This window comes from Paenibacillus sp. OK076 (assembly GCF_900110055.1).
In the GTDB taxonomy this organism is placed as follows: domain Bacteria; phylum Bacillota; class Bacilli; order Paenibacillales; family Paenibacillaceae; genus Paenibacillus.
Genome location: NZ_FOCH01000001.1, coordinates 500,266 through 521,318, shown reverse-complemented (window position 1 = coordinate 521,318; position 21,053 = coordinate 500,266). Strand labels below are relative to the sequence as shown.

19 protein-coding genes are annotated in these 21,053 nt (G+C 42.1%); all 19 read right to left on the bottom strand.

Annotated features, from left to right (window positions below; translation table 11 throughout):
- Window positions 1-22: 22 nt before the first annotated feature.
- Entirely contained in the window at window positions 23-1,612 is a 1,590-nt protein-coding gene (locus BMY78_RS02195; RefSeq protein ID WP_090894267.1) for an alpha/beta hydrolase family protein, read from the bottom strand.
- 54 nt (window positions 1,613-1,666) lie between these two features.
- Window positions 1,667-2,767 carry a DUF1648 domain-containing protein gene (locus BMY78_RS02190; protein ID WP_090894264.1) on the bottom strand — a complete coding sequence of 367 codons (1,101 nt, stop codon included), beginning with the start codon at window positions 2,765-2,767 and terminating at the stop codon, window positions 1,667-1,669.
- A gap of 23 nt (window positions 2,768-2,790) precedes the next feature.
- Window positions 2,791-3,186 carry a GntR family transcriptional regulator gene (locus tag BMY78_RS02185; protein ID WP_090894262.1) on the bottom strand — a complete coding sequence of 132 codons (396 nt, stop codon included), beginning with the start codon at window positions 3,184-3,186 and terminating at the stop codon, window positions 2,791-2,793.
- A 214-nt stretch (window positions 3,187-3,400) separates the two neighbouring features.
- Window positions 3,401-4,474, bottom strand: coding sequence for an AI-2E family transporter (locus BMY78_RS02180; protein ID WP_090894260.1), 1,074 nt, complete (start codon window positions 4,472-4,474; stop codon window positions 3,401-3,403).
- 214 nt (window positions 4,475-4,688) lie between these two features.
- Window positions 4,689-5,483: an ABC transporter permease gene (locus tag BMY78_RS02175; RefSeq protein ID WP_090894257.1), complete on the bottom strand. Its 795-nt coding sequence runs from the start codon at window positions 5,481-5,483 to the stop codon at window positions 4,689-4,691.
- The gene (locus BMY78_RS02170; RefSeq protein WP_090894255.1) at window positions 5,476-6,384 is read right to left on the bottom strand and encodes an ABC transporter ATP-binding protein; all 909 of its coding nucleotides are present in this window, start codon (window positions 6,382-6,384) and stop codon (window positions 5,476-5,478) included. The genes BMY78_RS02175 and BMY78_RS02170 overlap by 8 nt, the downstream gene beginning before the upstream one ends.
- A gap of 527 nt (window positions 6,385-6,911) precedes the next feature.
- On the bottom strand, window positions 6,912-7,430 hold the full coding sequence (locus BMY78_RS02165) for a hypothetical protein (RefSeq protein WP_090894252.1): 519 nt from the start codon (window positions 7,428-7,430) through the stop codon (window positions 6,912-6,914).
- Window positions 7,431-7,518: 88 nt separating this feature from the next.
- Window positions 7,519-8,085 (bottom strand): VanZ family protein, encoded by a 567-nt coding sequence (locus tag BMY78_RS02160; RefSeq protein WP_177185629.1) that lies wholly within the window; start codon window positions 8,083-8,085, stop codon window positions 7,519-7,521.
- A gap of 44 nt (window positions 8,086-8,129) precedes the next feature.
- Complete coding sequence (locus BMY78_RS02155; RefSeq protein WP_090894246.1) at window positions 8,130-9,047, bottom strand: LCP family glycopolymer transferase; 918 nt, start codon at window positions 9,045-9,047, stop codon at window positions 8,130-8,132.
- A gap of 39 nt (window positions 9,048-9,086) precedes the next feature.
- Window positions 9,087-10,418 (bottom strand): UDP-glucose dehydrogenase family protein, encoded by a 1,332-nt coding sequence (locus BMY78_RS02150; protein WP_090894244.1) that lies wholly within the window; start codon window positions 10,416-10,418, stop codon window positions 9,087-9,089.
- The gene (locus BMY78_RS02145) at window positions 10,415-11,803 is read right to left on the bottom strand and encodes a sugar phosphate nucleotidyltransferase (protein ID WP_090894242.1); all 1,389 of its coding nucleotides are present in this window, start codon (window positions 11,801-11,803) and stop codon (window positions 10,415-10,417) included. The genes BMY78_RS02150 and BMY78_RS02145 overlap by 4 nt, the downstream gene beginning before the upstream one ends.
- Window positions 11,804-11,851: 48 nt before the next feature.
- Window positions 11,852-12,850 carry a polysaccharide pyruvyl transferase family protein gene (locus BMY78_RS02140; RefSeq protein WP_090894239.1) on the bottom strand — a complete coding sequence of 333 codons (999 nt, stop codon included), beginning with the start codon at window positions 12,848-12,850 and terminating at the stop codon, window positions 11,852-11,854.
- Complete coding sequence (locus BMY78_RS02135) at window positions 12,816-14,201, bottom strand: lipopolysaccharide biosynthesis protein (protein WP_090894236.1); 1,386 nt, start codon at window positions 14,199-14,201, stop codon at window positions 12,816-12,818. Before BMY78_RS02135 ends, BMY78_RS02140 begins: the two co-directional genes overlap by 35 nt.
- Window positions 14,201-15,097, bottom strand: a complete 897-nt coding sequence (locus BMY78_RS02130) for a glycosyltransferase (RefSeq protein ID WP_090894233.1) — start codon at window positions 15,095-15,097, stop codon at window positions 14,201-14,203. The genes BMY78_RS02135 and BMY78_RS02130 overlap by 1 nt, the downstream gene beginning before the upstream one ends.
- A 28-nt stretch (window positions 15,098-15,125) precedes the next feature.
- Window positions 15,126-16,271 carry a glycosyltransferase family 4 protein gene (locus BMY78_RS02125; RefSeq protein ID WP_090894232.1) on the bottom strand — a complete coding sequence of 382 codons (1,146 nt, stop codon included), beginning with the start codon at window positions 16,269-16,271 and terminating at the stop codon, window positions 15,126-15,128.
- Window positions 16,272-16,310: 39 nt separating this feature from the next.
- Entirely contained in the window at window positions 16,311-17,393 is a 1,083-nt protein-coding gene (locus tag BMY78_RS02120; RefSeq protein WP_090901916.1) for a glycosyltransferase family 4 protein, read from the bottom strand.
- Entirely contained in the window at window positions 17,386-18,540 is a 1,155-nt protein-coding gene (locus BMY78_RS02115) for a glycosyltransferase (RefSeq protein WP_256221919.1), read from the bottom strand. Before BMY78_RS02115 ends, BMY78_RS02120 begins: the two co-directional genes overlap by 8 nt.
- A 5-nt stretch (window positions 18,541-18,545) precedes the next feature.
- On the bottom strand, window positions 18,546-19,850 hold the full coding sequence (locus BMY78_RS02110; RefSeq protein WP_090894230.1) for a hypothetical protein: 1,305 nt from the start codon (window positions 19,848-19,850) through the stop codon (window positions 18,546-18,548).
- A gap of 1 nt (window position 19,851) precedes the next feature.
- Complete coding sequence (locus BMY78_RS02105) at window positions 19,852-21,045, bottom strand: glycosyltransferase family 4 protein (RefSeq protein WP_090894227.1); 1,194 nt, start codon at window positions 21,043-21,045, stop codon at window positions 19,852-19,854.
- Window positions 21,046-21,053: the final 8 nt, after the last annotated feature.

Here is a 21,053-nt window from a genome sequence, read left to right as displayed (position 1 = left end):
ATGGAACTTACCGTCCCGTTTTTTAGTTTGATTTTAATACCCACTTCGCAATATCATCGATAATGGCTTTGGAGACATTAGATGGCTCAGCGTACTCTTGACCAATCGAAAGTCCATCATAGCTGGATAAAAGATGATTTACCTTTGGATAGCTATTGTACGTTACATTGGAATGACCTTGCAGAGCCGATTTCCAGGTTTGGAATTGATTCATAGACACTTGCACATCATTTTCGCCTTGGATAATAAGCATAGGGGTGTTTTGTGTTTTAGCCAGTTCTGCAGGTACATAATCTCTCTGCTCAAACCACCAATAAGCAGGTTGAAGTGGAAACGCCTCAGGAAGATGATCTACAGAATATTGAGGATCTTTAACGATCGCAGCAACATTTTTATAAAAATCAGCTTGTCCTTGAATGATCTCCGTGTCTAAACCTAGCCGCTTCATCCGATCTACCAATTCGTCCTGCTGCTCGGTAAGCACATCCACAAAGCTACTACTTGGTGCAGCAAGTAGAATACTTCCTGCAATATCATGTTGTTTATCCTCAGCAATGATTAACGGCATTGCAAACCCGCCTTGACTATGTCCAGCTACAAAAATCGCTGTAGAATCAATATGTGTATTCTTTTTAAGTAATTCTAATGCATCGTTTACCTGATCTACGCTTTCTTGTTTTAATGTGAATTTAGGCTGTGAAGCCACCTTATAGGTATGCTCATACGTGACCTTATTGTATCTTAATACAGCAACGCCTTGTGAAGCTAAACCTACCGCAAGATCGCGAAACGGCTTTGCACCACCAATGGCAGCATCTTGATTGCTAGCCCCGGATCCGTGTACCAGAATGACAACTGGGAAAGGTCCCTCTCCCTTGGGCAAAGTTAATGTCCCTGGTAAAGCTAAATCACCTTGACCAACCGTAATATCCTGTTCTGTATAGGCAGATGGGTCGTCGTAGCTTGGTTTTTGATACACATCTGGAGTAGCGGCCGCAATGTGCAAGTCATCCACAAGTCCGTTATGATTCATTCTGACCGTAATATTTATACTAGTCAGCTCTGTCTTAAAAGTATAGGTAACATTGCGATGCACAGTGTTATTTTCTATGTGTTTAGCTATGGCTTTACTTGAAATTTTTCCATTTTGACCTTCTAATGCTGCCCATAGCTGACTCAACAACGTGGGTGACAACACTCCGCTAACAGAGGTATGAACATACTTCGCTGCTTCCTTGCCATTGCCCTCACTAATAAGTGAAATGAATATATCCTCAGGTGCTCCCTTCAGCGTCTCGGTAAGAAATCCCGCATCCATCAAGGTAACTCCTTTCGTTAGCTGAACAGGATTGTCTAAGGGGACGACTTGCCCATTCACCATCGCCTGTTTCTCTCCTACCTTAGCTACAATAGTAAGCTCACTTTTTCGTATTGTGATTTGTCCTGTTTTTTGTTGCCAAAATACCTCTGCCCCATTCTTTACTGCTATCTCACGAATAGGAACCAGATTTTCATTACCAGCGGGTTGTTCAGCAGCTGCTGAGATGGATGTTATCGGCAGAATGAGACCTACTAAAGTAAGAGAACATAATAGCTTTTTCCAATGGTTCATTGTAATAACTCCTCCTAATCATTTTATCTATTATATGTATAGATATATGAGCATTTATTGGCTCAGGACTATACTTATAACAACAATAGCAATGATAAGTAACAACAGGACCCAAGATAATGGTCGAGCGAAGTTAATCGTCCAGCCTATGCCATAACGTTTTTCTACGGTAAAAGAAGGATCATTGGCATTGAAGTAAATAAAACCAAGCTTCCAATGATCATCGTCATTCACAGGCTGCTCCTTGGATCGTTCACAATCCTCTTGATGATTCCGAATTTCCCCACCGCCTTGTCTGCCTGTGAGAGATAGCACTATCGCGCCTAACACGATCAGCACAGGAGTGATGAAGCTAATAGCTGTCAACAAGTCCAGATTAGGGACAAACATATTTATCTGAATGAAGGCAAATAAAATGGTAAGAAGTAAACCTGTTACAAGCGTAAAAAGGGACCATTTACGGCGGAAGTGAATATTTTTAGCAGCAAATTGGGCTGGATCAGAAGTCGTAAGCTGTTGTTTGCTTGTTTTAATACTCCAGTTCACCAACATCATAAGTGCAATGATTCCTAGCTGTACAAGATTTATAGCCAGTACCGAGAGGTAGGTTTTAGGCACACTGGAAGTGACATTGCCCTGAAGATCATATTTTATTGGAATAACGTTAGGGAGTGTCTTATAATTCAGGATCGAAATGATCGCAATGGCTAAAATAATAGCAATGTGAATGAGAAACCAATAGTTGGAATAGGTGAGCTTGTTTTGGCGGAAGGTGGTATCAATTTTAACTCGTTGAGGTGCTCCTACAGTTGTAAGTGATCCTTTTATCTTTTTCATCTTGAAATGAAATAACATATTTAATGCAGCCCAGTACACAATGAAAATCATTGTGCAAACACCGGTAATCATTGCGGTAGACTCTTCATTAGCAGATCGGAGTAAATACAGGCAGACAAGTATAATAATCCCGTTTCCGATTAGACTTACGGTAGCAAACGTTCTCCGTAGCTTACGTAAGACTGGTGTGTAGTAGTTATATTCACTTACCGTAACCCCAAAGCTGATTGTTTCCCTTGTCACATATGGTGCAAAGGATAGAAGTAAGGCTAACGGAGCAAAGATTAAAATGATAGGTAATATACTAAATAGTTGCATACATAACACACTCCCTTGATTCTTTATTCTTTGTTGTGACCTATCTTCACATCATCATACATTTGGTCTAACACCGCAGATAGTTCCTCCTTGGTCATTCCGCGACAAATCGCTTCGGCAATAATCGGTCTTAATTCTCTTTGCTGCTTTTTCAAAAAATCATCCGTTAAATCAGGCATTCCATCAGGGTTCACTACGACTCCCTTTTGTCTATGAACTTGAATGTATCCATCTTGCTTGAGTAGTGTATAAGCCTTGTTGACCGTATGAAGGTTAACCCCAATATCTGCGGCCAAATTCCGAACCGAAGGTAGCGCCTCACCTAGCTGTAACTCACCACTGGCAATACCTTCGATAATTTGATAAACAAGTTGCGAATAGATGGGAAGTTCGGATTGCATATCCAGTTGAATAATCAAGAGTTCACCTTCTCTTTGTTATCTGTTATATATCAAGTATAACAGTTATAACACAAGTGAGCAATATATATGAAAAAAAACCGCATATCCATCGAAAGGGTAAGTTTCCTGACCCTCCACCATTGATATGCGGCTTATCCTGTTGAGCTTATCGATATGTTTCAAGAGCAAACATTAGTGGTGACACATGACACAGTTGTATTTCAAATTCCATTCAGAGCTCAGTCTTATCTTCAACTATCCGATAATGGATTTTGCGAACTATAATTTTGATAATCATATATAGCGGAATAACGATGATCATCCCAAGAATATTTCCCAGATCTGCACCTACGAGCAGCAAGATGACGGTAGTCAACGGATGAATGTCCAACTGTTTGCCATAGACATAAGGAGAGATCAGATTGTCCTGGATCTGCTGGGCGATGACAATGATGACAAGCGACCAGATCGCCATTGAAGGTGATTCAATGAACCCCACAATAACGACAGGAATGGCTGCCAGTAAGGCCCCTACATAAGGAATGAAATTCAGAACAATAGATACGGCCGTCAGAAGCAATGCATATGGCAAACCGAGAAAGAGAAAACCAATATACATCAGGATGCCCAAAGCCACATTGACAATGACACGACCTACAATATAGCTGCTCAAAGCTTCGTCGATTTCATGGACCGTCTCTTCTCCATCTTTACGGTAACGTCTCGGCAGCAACAGTGTGAGATTGGTTCCAAATTTGCTGCCTTCCTTGAGCATGTAATACAGCATAATCGGGAACGTCGCCAGAATAATGACCAGATTGGATACGACCGAGAACAACCCGGATACATAATCCGTTACCTGGGCAATCCCTTGACTCAGAAAATCAGAGAAGCGTGAGAACAGATCGGAATCCTCAGGTATATATTTTGAAAGGAAACCACTTCTTTCGAATTCAGCCAACTGATCACTGAGCGAAGTAACCAGTACAGGGGCATTCTCCACAAAATTCAACAGTTGCTCACGCAGTGAAGGCCATACAAGCACACTGAATCCTGCCATAATCAGCGCAATTACCACGTAAATGATAAGAACGGACAGTGCACGCTTCATTTTGTGCCGTTCCATATAGTCGACGAGCGGACGCAGCAAATAATAGAAGAAACCAGCAATCAGCAGCGGAATGATGATGATGTGAATTAGCGAGGTCAGGGGGCTGAAAATAAAGTTGACTTTATCCCCCAAATACACGATGAGCAGCAGCAAAATAATTGCTGTGCATATACGGTAAAACTTGTTGTTTATCAAGAAACGTGATCCCTCCATACGCTGCTCTGCCAAATACGACTGCGGCGATAATATGTATGTAATGCAATTTAATACAGCATGGGCAGCGTGTTCCATTCCAAGCCGTATTCTTATGTATGATTATATGTACCCTTAAATGCTAGTCATGCCACAGTGGATGATGAATATACTCGCTTTCTGAAAAAGAAATTGGGCAAAAAAAAGAAGCAGGCGATTAGCCTGCCACATCTCTTTTGTTGAATACAACCCATGAGATCAACATGAAAATGACATAATATACAGCTAGCACAGCAATAGAAAACCCAAGTGTCATACCTGCATTTCCATCTTCAAGCAATCCATAATCCGCCGCTGAATCCATATAACGACTGAGATCCATGTTATTGAACAGAACATACTTGGCCCATTCGTAACGAACGGGATTGAAGATCAATGAGAACAAATTCTGTGTAAACATGATAAATAGAGACAAACCGATGGCCAGAGCTCCTGAACGAAACACGGAGGAAACCATAAAGGCAATAGCGAGCGTAATAAACAGGTCCACGTACAGATATCCCCATAGTGCAAATGCGTGTGATGCAGAAGCCCCGCTTCCATCCTGAGTTACGGAATGGGAGAACAGGATATACGACATTACGGTTGCCAGAATAACAACAAGTAATGTACTCAGAATGCTAAATCCAATCACGGTCAAATATTTGGATGCCAGTATTTTGCTGCGTGACCACGGACGAATCAGCAGTAATTTAATCGTTCCCCAGGTGAATTCCCCAGCTACCGCTTCAGCTGCAATGACGACACAGAAGATGGTATTCAGGAAAAAGACGATTTGAACGGTAGTAATAGCTGCTTGCCAGTATGGAACCTCACTGGACCCCATGCCTTGATTAAGAAGAACCGGCATCAACAGCGAGATCAATGCCAGAATGGATAACATAATCCAAGTACGCGGACGACGGAAAATTTTCATGTTTTCATTCATAATGAGATTGCCGAAATTACCCAATGCTTCCGCCCCCAGTCACCTGCAAAAATTGATCTTCCAGCGTATGGGTTACGTTACGGATACCATATACCTGAAACCCTTCACTAACCAGCCTCGCATTCAAGTCCGGAATCTGCTCACGGGATAAACGAATCACAATGGCATTGCCCTGAACTGTAGCCTCGCTAAAGAGTTCGGCTGCACGCGGGGCATCATTTACCTCAAAAGCAACCTCAGTAAGTACGTCCACTCCCGCCTCAGCTCTGAGATTTCTTACATCAATCAATTTGCCATTTTGGATAATCGCAACGGTATCACACATCAACTCCATCTCCGACAACAAGTGACTGGATACAAAGACCGTGATCCCTTCCTGCTGACAGAGCTGACGCAAATAATCCCTAAGTTCCCGTATTCCCTGTGGATCGAGCCCGTTGGTCGGTTCATCCAATACCAATAATTTGGGTTTATGTAATATGGCTTGGGCCACGCCCAGACGCTGGCGCATACCCAGAGAATAGGTCTTTACCTTGTCATGAATGCGAGCTGTAAGCCCAACTCGTTCAATCGTCTCGGCAATGCGTTCCTTCGTAATACCAGGTGACATCCGAGCAAAGTGGACGAGATTCTGATATCCAGTCAGAAACTTGTACATTTCTGGATTCTCGACAATAGCCCCAACCTGAGCTATGGCTTGCTCAAATTCATTCTTCACACTGTGTCCCGAGATGATGATATCTCCTTGACTGATGGACATCAGTCCTACCATCATTCGAATCGTTGTTGTTTTCCCCGCTCCATTGGGTCCTAAAAAACCAAAAACCTGCCCCGGAGAAATATCCAGAGTCAGGTCACTGACCAATGATCGGGAGGAGATGATTTTACTGACGCCCTGAAGACGGACGACCGGCTCCTGCTGCATTCCATTTCCTCCTTCATCAACGAACATTCACATCATGTCCGTTTCTCATATGAAGATAGTGTATCATAATCTTTAGTATATTGTCCCGCAAACTGGGATTTCCCCTGACGTTTCGTATGAACTACACACGCTTCACAGCATCCAAGCGGCATCTCACTCCGATAAAATCCGGTGCGAAATACGTGATTGCCTCCACAGTCCTCTTCCTTTAGTTCGACAGAGCCCCTAGCGACCGACACAATCATCCCACAACTGACACAGTAAAAGCGGTCCATTTCGATCAATGAATTTCCTTCCCCTCACAAGGAGCATTGGAGTCCCTGTTATTTGTCGTTAGACGCTGAATTTTGATACATTTTGTATCTAACTCGTAATTTACTTGACACCGGGACTAATGTCAACCCCCTACAGGTTTAAAAAGAAATGAAATGCAAAAAAAGCTCTATAAATGCGACTAAAGTCTCGCATTTATAGAGCCATTTCAAGTACAAATGATACAATTCGGTTCATCGTATGGGTTGATACTATCAGTCGGCTTTGTCATGCTCAGTCTTGGTATCTCCATTCTTCGGATAATACCAAAGCAGCGTCCAATCGTCCCCATCCTTTACGATATAACAATCCTGCACGATTTGAAATTGACCAAAGGTTCCCGAAAACTTCTGGGTAACACTAATGCGATACGCCTCTGCAAATGGCTTAACGCCATCAATTACCGTAACGTCAAACTCACGCTCTGGTTTTTCCATCTCCAGATCAAAGGTTTCCACCCCAAAGTGCTGCATGAAAATATGCGCTCTGGACTGTAAATAGACGCTTTTGGGAAAGCGCTCTTTCATCAATGGATGAAACAACTCCCATGAACTGCCGAAATCACCCGTCTGCTCATATTCGTAAAACTCTTGGGCAATGGCAGCAGCTTCATCTGGTGCATCTGCACGAAACAGATATGGGATGGTTCTGCCTATGAGCCATAACAGCAGCAGCACAAGTGCTATGAATCCGATCTTTTTAAGTAACGCATTCCGGTTCCTTCTTCGCAGCATGCCCCGTCCCCCCTTGTCCTACTTCCATACTTATGATGGATAGCAAGCAAGTAGAAGCGTGAACTAACGAGCAGCATTTCCTGGGAAATCACTTTCTTTTGACTGAAGAACGCCTTGGGGACCTGAATCTTCTGTAAACAACATTAACACCCATATATAAGGCAATTCCGCCACATCCGCCAAGCAGGTCCACGCCAACATCACGGATTGAACTCGTCCGGTTTGGGCTGAACTGCTGAATATATTCATCAATGGAGGCGATAACCGCTACTACGGTCAACGCAGCAGCGATACAAGCCCACATTCGCAGTTTCCTATATCTCAGCCCACCATAGATAAGCACCGCCAGCACAGCATATACAAATAAATGCGCACTTTTCCGAAATATGAACTCAACAAAATCATACGGTCGTTGTCTTAAGGAATAATCAAGCTCACCGTATGTGAATTGCACATCGGGTAGTGCAAATCCGATCTTCACCTTTTCAGACCATTTATGCAGCCAAGGCTGGATGGTCTGCTGCTGATATGATTGGGTAGAAAAGTGCCAGATCACCAAAACCCAGGCGGCAATCAGCAGCAGTGACAAGATATAAACATAAGGTCGTTGTTTACGCCTATGCTTATGTCTTCGTTTCCCGTAATCCTCCTCCATAAGCAAGGTCCTCACCACTTTCATAAGCCTTCCATTATTTCTGTTTATTTCTCCAAATGTTCTTCAATTATTCCGTGAATGCGATCCCTTTCCTGCTGATCCACGATGTAATAATAAATCCCATTGATTTTCTCGCCTTTACCCTTAATCTCCACCGTATCCACATTCTCCAGATCATTGCGATATTCGAGGAGAAGTTCCTTCATCTCATCAAAAGTAACATCCGTTCTGACATGAGTACCCAGTTCCTCTAACATATTTTGGATATGAAGTACACTGGAGAATTGCATTGTATTCTTAAGCATCTGCTTCAGAACCTCACGCTGTCGATCATTACGCCCCAAATCCCCTTTCGGGTCATCATAGCGCATTCTTGAAAAACCGAGCGCAGCAACACCGTCCAGATGAATATTCCCTTGATCGTACCGCTGTCCCTCATAATCAAATGCAAAAGGATTATTTACGTCCACGCCTCCGACCAGGTCGATGATTTTGGAAAAGCCCTCCATATCCACTTTCATATAATAATGAATGGGGACTCCCAAAAATTGCTCGACGGTATTTACTGACATGTCCACGCCTCCGAAGGCATAAGCATGATTGATCTTATCTACTGTATTGTGTCCCACAATGTCTGTCCGTGTATCCCGTGGAATATTAAACATGAGCACTTGTTTTTTCCCTGGATTTACACTCAGTACGATCATCGTATCCGAGCGCCCTCGATCATTCGGACGCTCATCCACGCCCAAAATCAGTGCGTTAAAAGGCTCTTTGTTGTTGATGTCCACCTGCAGCCCACCTCTGCTATCTGTGACCGAGACGGGCTTTACAGGATTTCGGGGCTCATAAATTTGGTCAGCGGTTGATTTAACGGATTGGTAGAGATATATGGCATAACCAAACACAACAACTACAAAAAAGGAAACAATCCAGATGGTAACTTTCATCCACTTTTTCATGGGTTCTGCCTCACTCACATTCAAGATGATGAATAGCGGTTAGATGATTGCTGCCGCTTTCCCTTCCAGCTTCGTCAAACCCGGACGACCAACAGAATAATATTGAAGAGTAGACGCCTGAACCTGTTCAGCGCTATACAGATTACGACCATCAATCATGATGGGATCCTTCATAATTTTGGCCAGTTCATTCAGATCGATATGAGCGAATTCCTTCCATTCAGTCAACACGCACAGGGCGTCTGCTCCTTCAGCAGCATGAAGCGGATTCTCTTCCCACGTGATGGAGGCGACATCTACTTCTTTACGGAAGTTCGCAGTTGCAATGGGATCATAGGCCTTGATTACTGCTCCGGCATCACTTAAATGCTGAATGATATCGATTGCTGGAGCATCCCGCACGTCATCTGTCTCCGGTTTAAACGCTAATCCCCAGACAGCAATTGTTTTTCCTTTTAAAGATCCTAGCGCCTCTTCCAGTTTGTGAATGACATGAAAACGCTGATCCTGGTTTACCTGGACAACCGATTTTAACAGTCTAAAATCATAATCCACCATGCCTGCGATCTGAATTAGCGCCTGTGTATCTTTTGGAAAACATGAACCCCCATAACCAATACCTGCCTTCAAAAAGGAAGCTCCAATACGTTTATCGTAGCCCATGCCTTCGGCTACTCGTGTAACGTCAGCGCCTACTTTTTCACATATATTCGAGATTTCATTGATAAATGAGATTTTGGTAGCAAGAAATGCATTGGAAGCATATTTAATCATTTCTGCCGACCGAATATCCGTAATGATCAGGTTCTCGGTCAATGGCCGATGAAGTTTTTTTAGTGATTTAATCGCACGATCACTGTCTGTTCCAATGACAATCCGGTCAGGATTCAGCGTATCCTTGACTGCAGATCCTTCTCGAAGGAATTCGGGAACCGAAGCCACATCGAAAGGCTGAGATGAAATACTGCTAACCAGCTCACGAACACGATCATTGGTGCCTACAGGAACGGTGCTTTTGGTCACAATAATTTTGTAGCTTTCTATGTGACTTCCAATCTCTATAGCTACTTGCTCCACATAGCTCAGGTTGGCCTCGCCGTTGGGAAGAGAAGGCGTGCCTACAGCGATAAAGATAATATCCGACTGACTAATCGCATCAGCAATATTGGAGGTGAACGATAGTTTGCCTGCTTGCATGTTGGAAGCCATCAACTCTTTGAGGCCGGGCTCGTAGATGGGCACGTTGCCCTCGTTGAGCATCTTCACTTTGGCCTCATTGTTGTCCACACAGATGACTTGGTTGCCGATCTCCGAAAAGCATACTCCCGATACAAGACCTACATACCCTGTTCCAATCACCGCAATATTCATCTTGTTTTCCCCCAATTCACGCAATTTTGGATAATATCTGTCCATTCCATCTCGATTCGTACGATATCCTCTTCCACCAGCTCACTGCCCATCTGAACTTCAATGATTTCAAGTTCTGTGATAGCTCTTACACTATGTTTTCCGCCAGATGGGATTGAAATGGTATCGCCCTGATTAATCTGTTTTAAATCACCATCCAGAATCAACTCACCTTGCCCGGAAACAACTGTCCAAACTTCGTTTCGTTTCAGATGATATTGGTAAGATAAATTTTTATCAGCCCCAATAATAATGCGCTTGGTTAGTACCTCTTCTCCCTGGGAATTCCGTGTATAATCAAGAACTTTATAACAGCCCCAGCGTCGTTCTTCATACATGGGACGTTCCGCACTATCTTTAAGAATTTCTTTGATTTGTGGACTAGCCTCTTTCTCGCTGACCAGAATACCATCTGGGCTTATAGCTACAATTACGTTTGAAACGCCTAGTACACATACCGGGATATTCAACTCGTTGACCAAATGTGTGTTTAATGAGCTATCTGTAACTACTCCCTTACCCACAATGTTGGTGCTCATCTCATCTGTCAGCGTATTCCATGTGCCGAGATCTTTCCAATATCCCTCGTAAGGTGTAACCACAATGTGACTGGCTTTTTCGACTACCTGATAATCAAAGCTAATTTTCTGTAATCTTCCGTATTGTTTGAGAATCTCTTCATACTGAATTGGCAGTTCAAGAGAGATCAGCAGATTAATCAGATAATTCAGTTTGAATGCAAAAACCCCGCAATTCCAAAGGGCAGATTGCTCTATCATCTCTGCCGCTTCAGTCTCACAGGGTTTTTCTTGAAAACGTGATACTTTGGCGTAATGGTTGTGTTTTTCAGTTCCATGTTGATCGGGAATAATATAACCGTATTTCTCTGAAGGATAGGTGGGCTTCACCCCGATTAATGCGAGTTCCGCACCAGACTCATCCAACACTCCTTCAAGCTCCGTAACTTTATAGAAAAAGGATTCCTCCACATATGGATCAACAGGAAGTACAGCGACCGTTTCGTTCAGACTGACACCCTGTACCGAGTACAGATAAACGGCTGCTAAAGCAATTGCAGGAAAGGTGTCTCTGCGTTCCGGCTCGACGACAAGATCAACCTCATCGCCCAGTTGACTTCGCAAAATCTCCACCTGTGGCTTACTCGTTGCAATCGTGGCCTTTTCGCTTAGCCCCGTGTGCTGCAGTTGCCTCCATACGCGTTGAACCATGGATTCAGTCTGCCCTTCAGGGCCCTCCAGTACTTTCAGGAACTGCTTCGATCTCGTATCATTGGATAAGGGCCATAACCTCTTGCCTGATCCACCGGAGAGAAGTACGATTCTCATGGTTATCACTCCACTCTCTATAGTTTACATACATTGGACCCGGATTTTTTATACTGTTGCGGTTGTTTCCATATAGTTAGGCGCAGGTGGAGAACCGGCTTTTGAAGAGGAATCCATGTTTGCCGTGTTAACTTCATGAGTCCAGATGCTATAATATCCCGAGTTTTTCCCGTAGGAGTTATCAATTAGCACATTGGGTTTTGCCATAAGGCAAGATAAGATGTGTCCATGTAATCTGGAAGAATGAATCATGCGATAGTCTGCGAAACAACGAATAGCCTTGTTCACCAGATAATCACTATATTTCATCCATAAAAACTGTGAAATGGCTCGTGACGCCCGCTTTTTCAATCCTTTACTGATGTAATAAATAAATTTCTTTTCATATCTGTTATATAATGTTGGCCAATCTAAGTAGTCACCCTTCTGTTCTGATGAAATCAAAGATTGTTGAGAGATTTGTTCAATATCTGTTCTAAAAAAATTCAGCTTCTCTTTACGTGGGGAATGTTTCACATCAATTGGCCATAATTGATGTGCCATATCAGGAATTAATGCTACCTGACAGTTGGTAAAATTATGGGAAGCAATTTGGAACGAAGTCTCATCCCGTACATATATATGGAGATCTGGATGTTTATTAAAAATAGCAGCGGTTCTATGAAGAGCAGACTGATCCTTATAAAATATCGTTTGAGGAAGAATCACAATCTTATGATTGGGATAATGCTGGACAATATTTTCTCTCAATTTTTGATGGGCTTCGTATAAATCGCCAAAATTCCCGCCACCATGAAGTACAATAATTTGATCTCGCGGTATTTCAATCTGATAATCAAAATCATAAACACTGTATCTATGGGTGACGTGAATACGATGATCTTTAAAAAAAGTCTCTGTTCCTTTCATAATAAGAAGATCTCCACAATTACTATGAACAGGATAATCAATGTAATAAATTTTGGAATTAGAAGGTATGACATCCAGTATGGATTCAAGCCGTTTTTTCAACTCATCCATGGGATGAATCGTTTGCACGTTTGACATCTTTTCCGGCTCCTTTAAGTATATTTTTCTCTCTCAATCTTTCCTTTAGAAACGTAATATCTTCCTTGTTGTACAACATCTTATGCATAGACATTTTGAAAATAATGGATACTGATGCCAATGACATCAATATGCGAACAAAGGAACCAAGCAATAATGCCAACCCTATTCCGTATAAGCCCAGAAGTGGAGTGAGCACAAAAAATAAAGTAATGGTGACAGCCAATGCTACAATTTGCCGGAGTACAATTACACCAGGTCTGCCCAATGCATTGAATGCCGAAGCCAGAATCCAGGACCCTCCGCCAACAATGCATTCCAGAGATAACAAATAAAACACACCGCTAGCTTCAAGAAATTCCGGTCCGAACAGTATTCCAATAAAAAAACGACCAATCAGCATACTAGGTATGATGATGATCGTCATAAGAACCATACTGATGCGGAAGGCTCTGCCTACTAGAGTCAGCACCTTCTGCTGCTCCATGCCTGCGACCTTCGGAAAGATCACATTCGTTATCGCAGTCTGAACTACGTTAAACATACGTGAGAGGGCAAAAACAACCGAATACAACCCAAAATCTTTGGGTGTAAGCAAAGCTAAAATAATAATTTTATCGAACTGGTTATACAAAGTACCAAGCAGTTCCACACCGTATACTCGAATGCCATAACTGAATAGGTGAACACAGGTTCTAAATTGGCCTGCCAGCTTGCTTACTGAACTGAATATTTGCTGCCGCATGGCATACATGTAACAGATCAATACAAGTATATTCGCTGCAAAACTAACAATAATTGCTCTTTCCACCGTCAATATGCCTGTTATCCACAGGAAAACCAGACCAACAAGATTAAATAAGGGAGCAAACAGCCTGGATAGATTATAAATATGGAATTTATCCGTTCCTTGGGCGGCGGCTGCAAGCACTCCCATAAACAGCATTACAGGAACCATGGATACGGTATACCAGCGAGCAATGGAAACGACCGATTCCGAATACCCGGAGAGCCAGAAAGAGATGCCAAACCAACTTACAATCCCAGCGATCAAGCTGATAGGAATTTGAACTGCAAAACTCATGCTGATGTATGTGGGTAATTGATTGATGTTCTTTTTCACATTGTAGATTAACGAGGTTGGCAGACCAAATGCAGCTAGGCCAGATATAAAGGCGGGCCAGAACAATACAGCAGCAAGTTCACCTTTACCCGTTGCCCCGAACATTCGAGCTGTAATAATAGAAGTGAGCGTTGTCACAGCCATAATAAGAATATTGGCAACACTGGTCATAAAAATGGTCTGCACCATGCTATGCTGTCTTGGCTTTTTGGCAATTGCCATGTTCATCAGGTGTTCAGTCCTCTGCTGTTCCGGAAAGACCCTACGATCGTTCCGTTACGATAAGATATCTTTGCCATTTCACTCATGACCTTTTGGACATTATTAAATGAGATTAATATTAATAATGCCGCCTGAATAATCCTTACAGTATGCTTGAATATTCCCCATCCACTCTTCTTATAACGTGTTGCATCACTAATGCCTTGCCAATAAACTCTTCGCAGTAACCAACGTTTAGTTAACCTACTTTTTGCTATTTTGTGCTCTACAATAGCGTATGGACTGTAAAAAACTTTATACTCTTGACGAACTCGGCCAATTAGCTCACTTTCTTCACTTGACATTAAATTGCTACCTACACGTCCCAAATCTTCTCTAAATGGTTTAATCTGCTGAAAAATACTCATCCTGAAAGCTACATTAGCTCCAAAAGGAATAGAAGGTGCCTGCATTTCCACAATATCGCTCGAAAAATCCATCAGCGTATACAGACTAACGATATCATGTGGTATCCAATCAGGCTTTCCCCCCTCCCAGATAGGTACTATTTTTCCACCAACACAACCAATTTGGGAATCCATATCAAAAATTCTAACGACTTCTTTAATCCATGTAGAACACGCTAGTGCGTCATCATCCAGGAATAAAATAAACTCCCCCTTCGCTTCCTGTATCGCTCTATTTCTTGCATAGGATAATCCTAATTGAGGCTCGAAAATATAGCGAACATGCGCTGGCATGTTAAGAGAGTCGAATAATTCTTTGGTATTATCAGTTGAATTATTATCAATAACCAGTATCTCGTAATCAGCACTACCCGTGTCCCCATTCAAAACACTTTCAACAGCCTGCATCGTGTCTATTGCTCTGTTGTGTGTACAAATGGATACTGAAGCCCTCATGATCTCACCCCAAATATCAGTTTTTATTTTAGGCTAATTGCTTCAACAGCTGTCCGCGATGCGACCATAAGCAATGATTAGTGACCCAGTCATAACCGTTATTTCCCATCGTTCTGGCCAGTCCTTCATCTGTAATCAATTCTTCGATACGATTGGCGATTTCCTTTTCATCCAGAGGATTCACCAGATAACCGGTTATCTCGTCCTTTACTGCGTCAGGAATTCCACCACTATTGCCCGCAATCACAGGTAATCTGTAGTAATTGGCTTCAAGGAATACGATTCCGAAGCCTTCTACATCACCTTTTTCCTTAATATCGCGGCTAGGCATGATGAATAAATCAGAACATTCATATAATTGATGCAGCTCATGGTCAGTAATGCCGCCTGTGAAAACAACTACAGAATCTAATCCGTACTGCCTCACCAAACGTTCCAGTTCCCCTCTGTGTGGACCCTCTCCACATATTAGATATTTCAGATTAGGAATCCGCTCGATCACATGACTAATCGCTTTAAGAGTAACATCATGTCCCTTGCGCTCCACCAAACGAGAGACGGTTATCATCACTTTGTTATCATGCAGATTATATTTATCCCGGATATCTTCATGAAGTCCAGAATTAGCGTTTAATTTGCTTACGTTTAATCCTGGTGGGATAATGACAATTTGCAGCTCTGGAATACCGAGCTCAACCAACTTTGACTTCGTATACTGGCTATTGGCAATCACCTTGTCAGACCGCCTCAAAATGAACAACAGGAGTGGGAATAACTTGCTCTTCACCATCCCCATAACATCCAGACCGTGAACATAAGGGAAATATTTCACTCCAAAAAATGTTTTCATCAACGGGCCAGCGATGCCTACTGGAAATATGTTAACAAAATGTATTTCGTCCGCCTTTTTGCGCCATTTCAGAATAATAAGCTGGAAGACTAGGATAAGCTGCGATACGATGAGCAGGAGCTTATTGGAATTCCAAAAGATTCGCTTCCGGATAATCTCGAAATCGGCCTTCTGGTCAAATTGTTCGGAGGCTGCAACATCCTTTATTTTATTCGTTAGAACCGTGGTCTCTTCTGCCGGAATCTGAGATATAAGTCCATAAGCATAATCATGAATCCCTCCTTTTTCCGGGGGGAAATCAATAGCAACAAAAACCTTATTCATACATTTTATCTCCCTTGAGAGGTCTTATCGAAAGAGTATCTACATCGTGTTCATAATGATGTTCACCGTGTCTTTAGCACATTTGTTCCAGGAAAACAGACCCGAGTGATCTTTTCCTTTATAAGACATTTGCTTGCTTAATTCCGGATTGGATGTAATTTCAATCAATTGTGAAGCTGCTTCTTTCGGACTGTCCGGATTAAAATACAAAACAGCATCTCCACATACTTCTGGAATGGATGCACGAGAAGATACAATAACGGGGCAACCTGACGCCATTGCTTCCAAAGGTGGCAAGCCGAAGCCTTCATACAAGGAAGGAAATATAAACCCAGCCGCATCCTCGTAAAGCGCCTTTAATTCCTCATCTGTAACATAGCCCACCCAATTAACAGCATCGGATTTGGCCCATGTCTGTTCACCAAAAACTTTACTGTTTTTAGAACCAACAATAACAACGTTCAGATTGTGAGCTTCGATCTCAGGTAATACTTCAAAAATCAAGTTGAAGTTTTTATAGGGATTCATCGTACTCACAGCCAAGACATAAGGTGATTGAATACCATATTTTTCGATCGTTCCTGCAGCCGCCTTTTTTCGATGAATGTGATCAATACCCAGATGAGTGACCACGAGCTTGTGCTCCGCTATTTTACAGTGCTGCATCAGTTCTCCTTTGGAGAAGTGAGATACAGTAATAATCTTCTTGGATGTTTTCCCCAGTCGAACCATCAAAAATTTGTACCAGGCACGGAAAGCAAAAGAAAAAGCCTTCGGGTAATTGAAGACAGCAGCATCATGGATGGTTACAATCTGATTTTTGTTAAAAGCCGGACCCGTGTTACACAGGTTGATTAACAATCCTCCCTTGGCATAAAAGGGAAGTTCAAGTTGCTCCCAAAGATGTCCTTTCAACTTACCAACCGCTTTGTGGCGTATATGCTTGAATGCTGGTTCGTTAATTATATTGGAGGGAGATAATAAGCAAAATTCATAACGGTTTCCGTCAATTTCACCCCGATCAATCAATTGATCCATTTCTTTTACAAGCTCCAGTGCATATCGCTGAACTCCGGTTATGGTCTGGGTCAAAAAACGAGCATTAATATATATTTTAATCATGTGCATCTCCAGCTCTCTTCGAAAATTCTAAGCGACTCGTCACGGGTATTTCCTGAACAGAAGCTCCTGTAAACGCCTCATAATAGAGCCCCACAATTTCTTCGTTCATCCGAGAAGCGTTAAATTTATCCTTATAGATGGCATAACCTGCCTCACCCATTGCTACCAATTCAGCCTTATCTAGGTTCTTCAGGATGTTCAACAGTTCATGAGAATGTTCAATATCAAAAATATATCCACTTTCACCATGCTGAATGAGTTCCGGTAAAGCTCCGCGACTACTTCCGATAACGGGTTTCCGATTCTTCATAGCCTCGATAGCAACAAGTCCAAAACCTTCCCATCTGGATGGCATGATGACCGCATCACATTGCTGATAATATCGATCGATTTCCGCATTGTTCACCCAGCCAAGACGAATAATGTTTTCGGGAAATTCCCATACCTTGTCTTCAAGTACGGTGTCTCCGATAACATACAAGCGAATGTGCTGCTGCAATTCCGGATGTTTTTTAAACATATCCAGTACAATATCAAGCCCTTTTTGTCGGTCATACCTGCCCACGAATAACAACTGAATGATATCCGTCTCCTCTGAAGATTTGTTTAAGGGAATAAAGTCACTAGCTTCGCGTTCACGTATACCGTTATAGACAAGTTTGGACTTAGAAGCGGATAAACCCAAACGTAAAGATTGTTCCAGTTCATACTTGGAAATATTAACAATGACATCCGTTTTATATTCCATAAGCTTTTCTATTAAAAAATAACCTTTTCTGTACAATGGTTTGGTGTCCATTAGAAAAGCCCAGCCATGGGAACAATAAAAAACGCTAGCTTTTTGTGGAAAAATAAAAAATAAGCCCCTTGCGAGGATACCCGCAAATGAGCTATGAATATGAATAATATCTGGTTGAATAGACTTAATGGCTTGATGAATTTGTCTCATGGCCGCGAAAAAGTATTTGGGGTGACGTGTATACTTATAACGCAGAATGTGATCTGGCTCCAAATCAAAATCAGAAGCCGAATTATAGTCACTCATCAGCAGATAAACATCGAAAAATTCACGTTGGTATCCAACAACTTCATTAAGATAGGTCGCCATTCCACCAACGACGTATTCGCCGATGTGTAAAATCCTCAATCTTCTCACCCCACTTTCTGTGATATTTCCCCTGAATTACGAGACTGAACAATAGCCATGCCAATGAGCATCCAGAAGAAAACGTTGGCAGGAAACAACTCAAGTACATTCGTTGTAAGACTTGCAGCTGCCACTCCCGCGCCAAGTGCAAGTGCCATCTGAGGCAGACGCAAAGGGCTCGAGTCAGTTGACGTATTCATTTTCTTGACAAGAGAGACAACAATCCACATAATTAAAACGACAAAATAAATGATTCCGATCCAACCTGTCTGCTCGTATAAGGAAAAATACTGATTGTCTACCGCAAAATTGCTAGAGTTCACACCGATCATATACGTTCTCCGGCTTGCCGCCCCTACCGAACCAATGCCATTGCCAATTACTCCATTCATCGTAAACGGAGAAGTAAGACTGTTCCCCCATGTCTGTAACCGATCCAATAAGGAAGAACTGGAAAGCAAATTTTTAGATTCAAGCATTCTGCTCCCGAAGAACACAGCTGCTGGGAGCAGCATGAAAGTAACGCCAATTAGCAGTGTGTTTTTTTTGCTATATTTTCGAATCTGGAGAAAGAACATAATGATTTGATATACAAACCATAGTAACAGTGCTGATCGAATGGTCGACAATAGCAAGAAGCTGATTGTCAGTAATTGAATGATTACTCGAAAAAAACGATGTTTCAATGCCATTTTAGTTCGTTCTGCAATCAAGCCTGTTATAAGCAAAGCATACGCATATCCGTCAGGTGAATAGGTTATAGATGACAGGCGAGGTACACCTTCTAAATAGTTTTTAATGTTCACTCCATAGATAAAACCAAGCGAAATCAACTTTTCAATCCCAAGTGAGTACTGAACCAGCCAACCAACAATTAATAAAATAAATATAATCAGGTTTGTTCTGGCAAACGCATAAATGCCTTGACATTGTGAGATGAGCATCCCGGTAAACATCATAATTAACGGTAAAAATGTGATTTTAATCCCGTATATAAGTGTTACAACACTCGCACCCAGTAACAGATTTAACGCACCTAGTGCAATAACTGAACCCAATATGAATAGAAAAGGCCTAATGAATAAAGTCTGGCTTCGGTATACTTTCCCTAAAGCAAAGATCGCGACCAACACCATGCCTACGTCCTTTAGTGAACGAATGATGATGTTATCGACATAAATAGAGACCAAACCATAGATGGATAAATAGATCAGCAATATATAGACGGTTGTATTGAATAGTGAATAATGTGATTCTGGCTTCACATAAACATACGAATGGGGTCTGGCATTCAAGGAAGTAATTTGCATTTTACCCTCCACGCCTGATTAACTTATCGTATATATTGATATGTTCTTTAAGAAGATAGGCTTCATTAAAAGTCTGGCTATGCGCATAACACTGTTGTTTCAATTGAACCTTATCCTGTTCGGGTAAATGATAATATTGAAGAATTCCTTGAGCAATAGCCTCTGAATTGTAGGCAGGAAATGAAAATTTCCCCGGTTCAACCAGAATCTCTGGCATGCCTCCAACACGAGAAGCATACACAGGCGTGCCTACCTGATACGATTCGATCACAACTCTTCCAAAAGGTTCAGCCCAAGTGGAGGGAACAACGGTGAGATCCATCTCTTTCATCTGTAAGGCAATCTGAGATTTATCCAGTTTCCCTCTGAAAATAATGCGTGATTCGGACCCTGCTAACTGTTTCAAATGGTGCAGCAGTGGACCATCCCCAAAAATATGCAGGTTGCCCACAATATCCCGTCCAAGACTTTTTACCGCATCAATTAGATATTGAACACCCTTTACTTCCGTTAATTGCCCAAAATAACCGATATTCAATGGCTGATGATGGTGAATCTCTTTCTGTGCATACAACTGCTGGACATTGTTGTTCTCCTCTACAATGTTATGAATGACATGTTTGGAGGATTGTTCGAAGAAACCAAGCGTTGTATGACTCCCAAGGATATGATTGGATATACCAATGACCGAAGATATCATTCGGCTGGATCTTCTTGATATTTGCCTATATAACCTGGAGTAGGCAGAAATTTTGATCGGGTCAATTAATGAAAAATCACGTAGGGTATGCACAACCGGAATATTCAACTCATGTGCAGCCTTCCAGATCGCCAGGCTCAGACCAGGGATATTCTGGGTATGAATAATAGCAGGTTGTATTCTGGTTAGAAATGCCTTGATGTATCGATATTGCCTGATATTAAAAATATCCTGGACTCTCCACATCATCTTATTGGCTGCGGACGTTTCTTGTACAGTATCTCCGATCCAGTACCGATTGTTATAAGGCAGCCGCGAGACTTCAACCCCGTTAATCATCTCTGTACGTATTTCCCTTTTCTCGTGCCCACCTACAGTAATGACTTTGACCTCATAATGACGATTCATCGTCTGCGCCAGAATTTGTGTTGATATCTCCGCGCCTCCAATAATATGGGGTGGATACAAGCTGTGAGCAATTAATACTTTTTCCATTCTTCTCA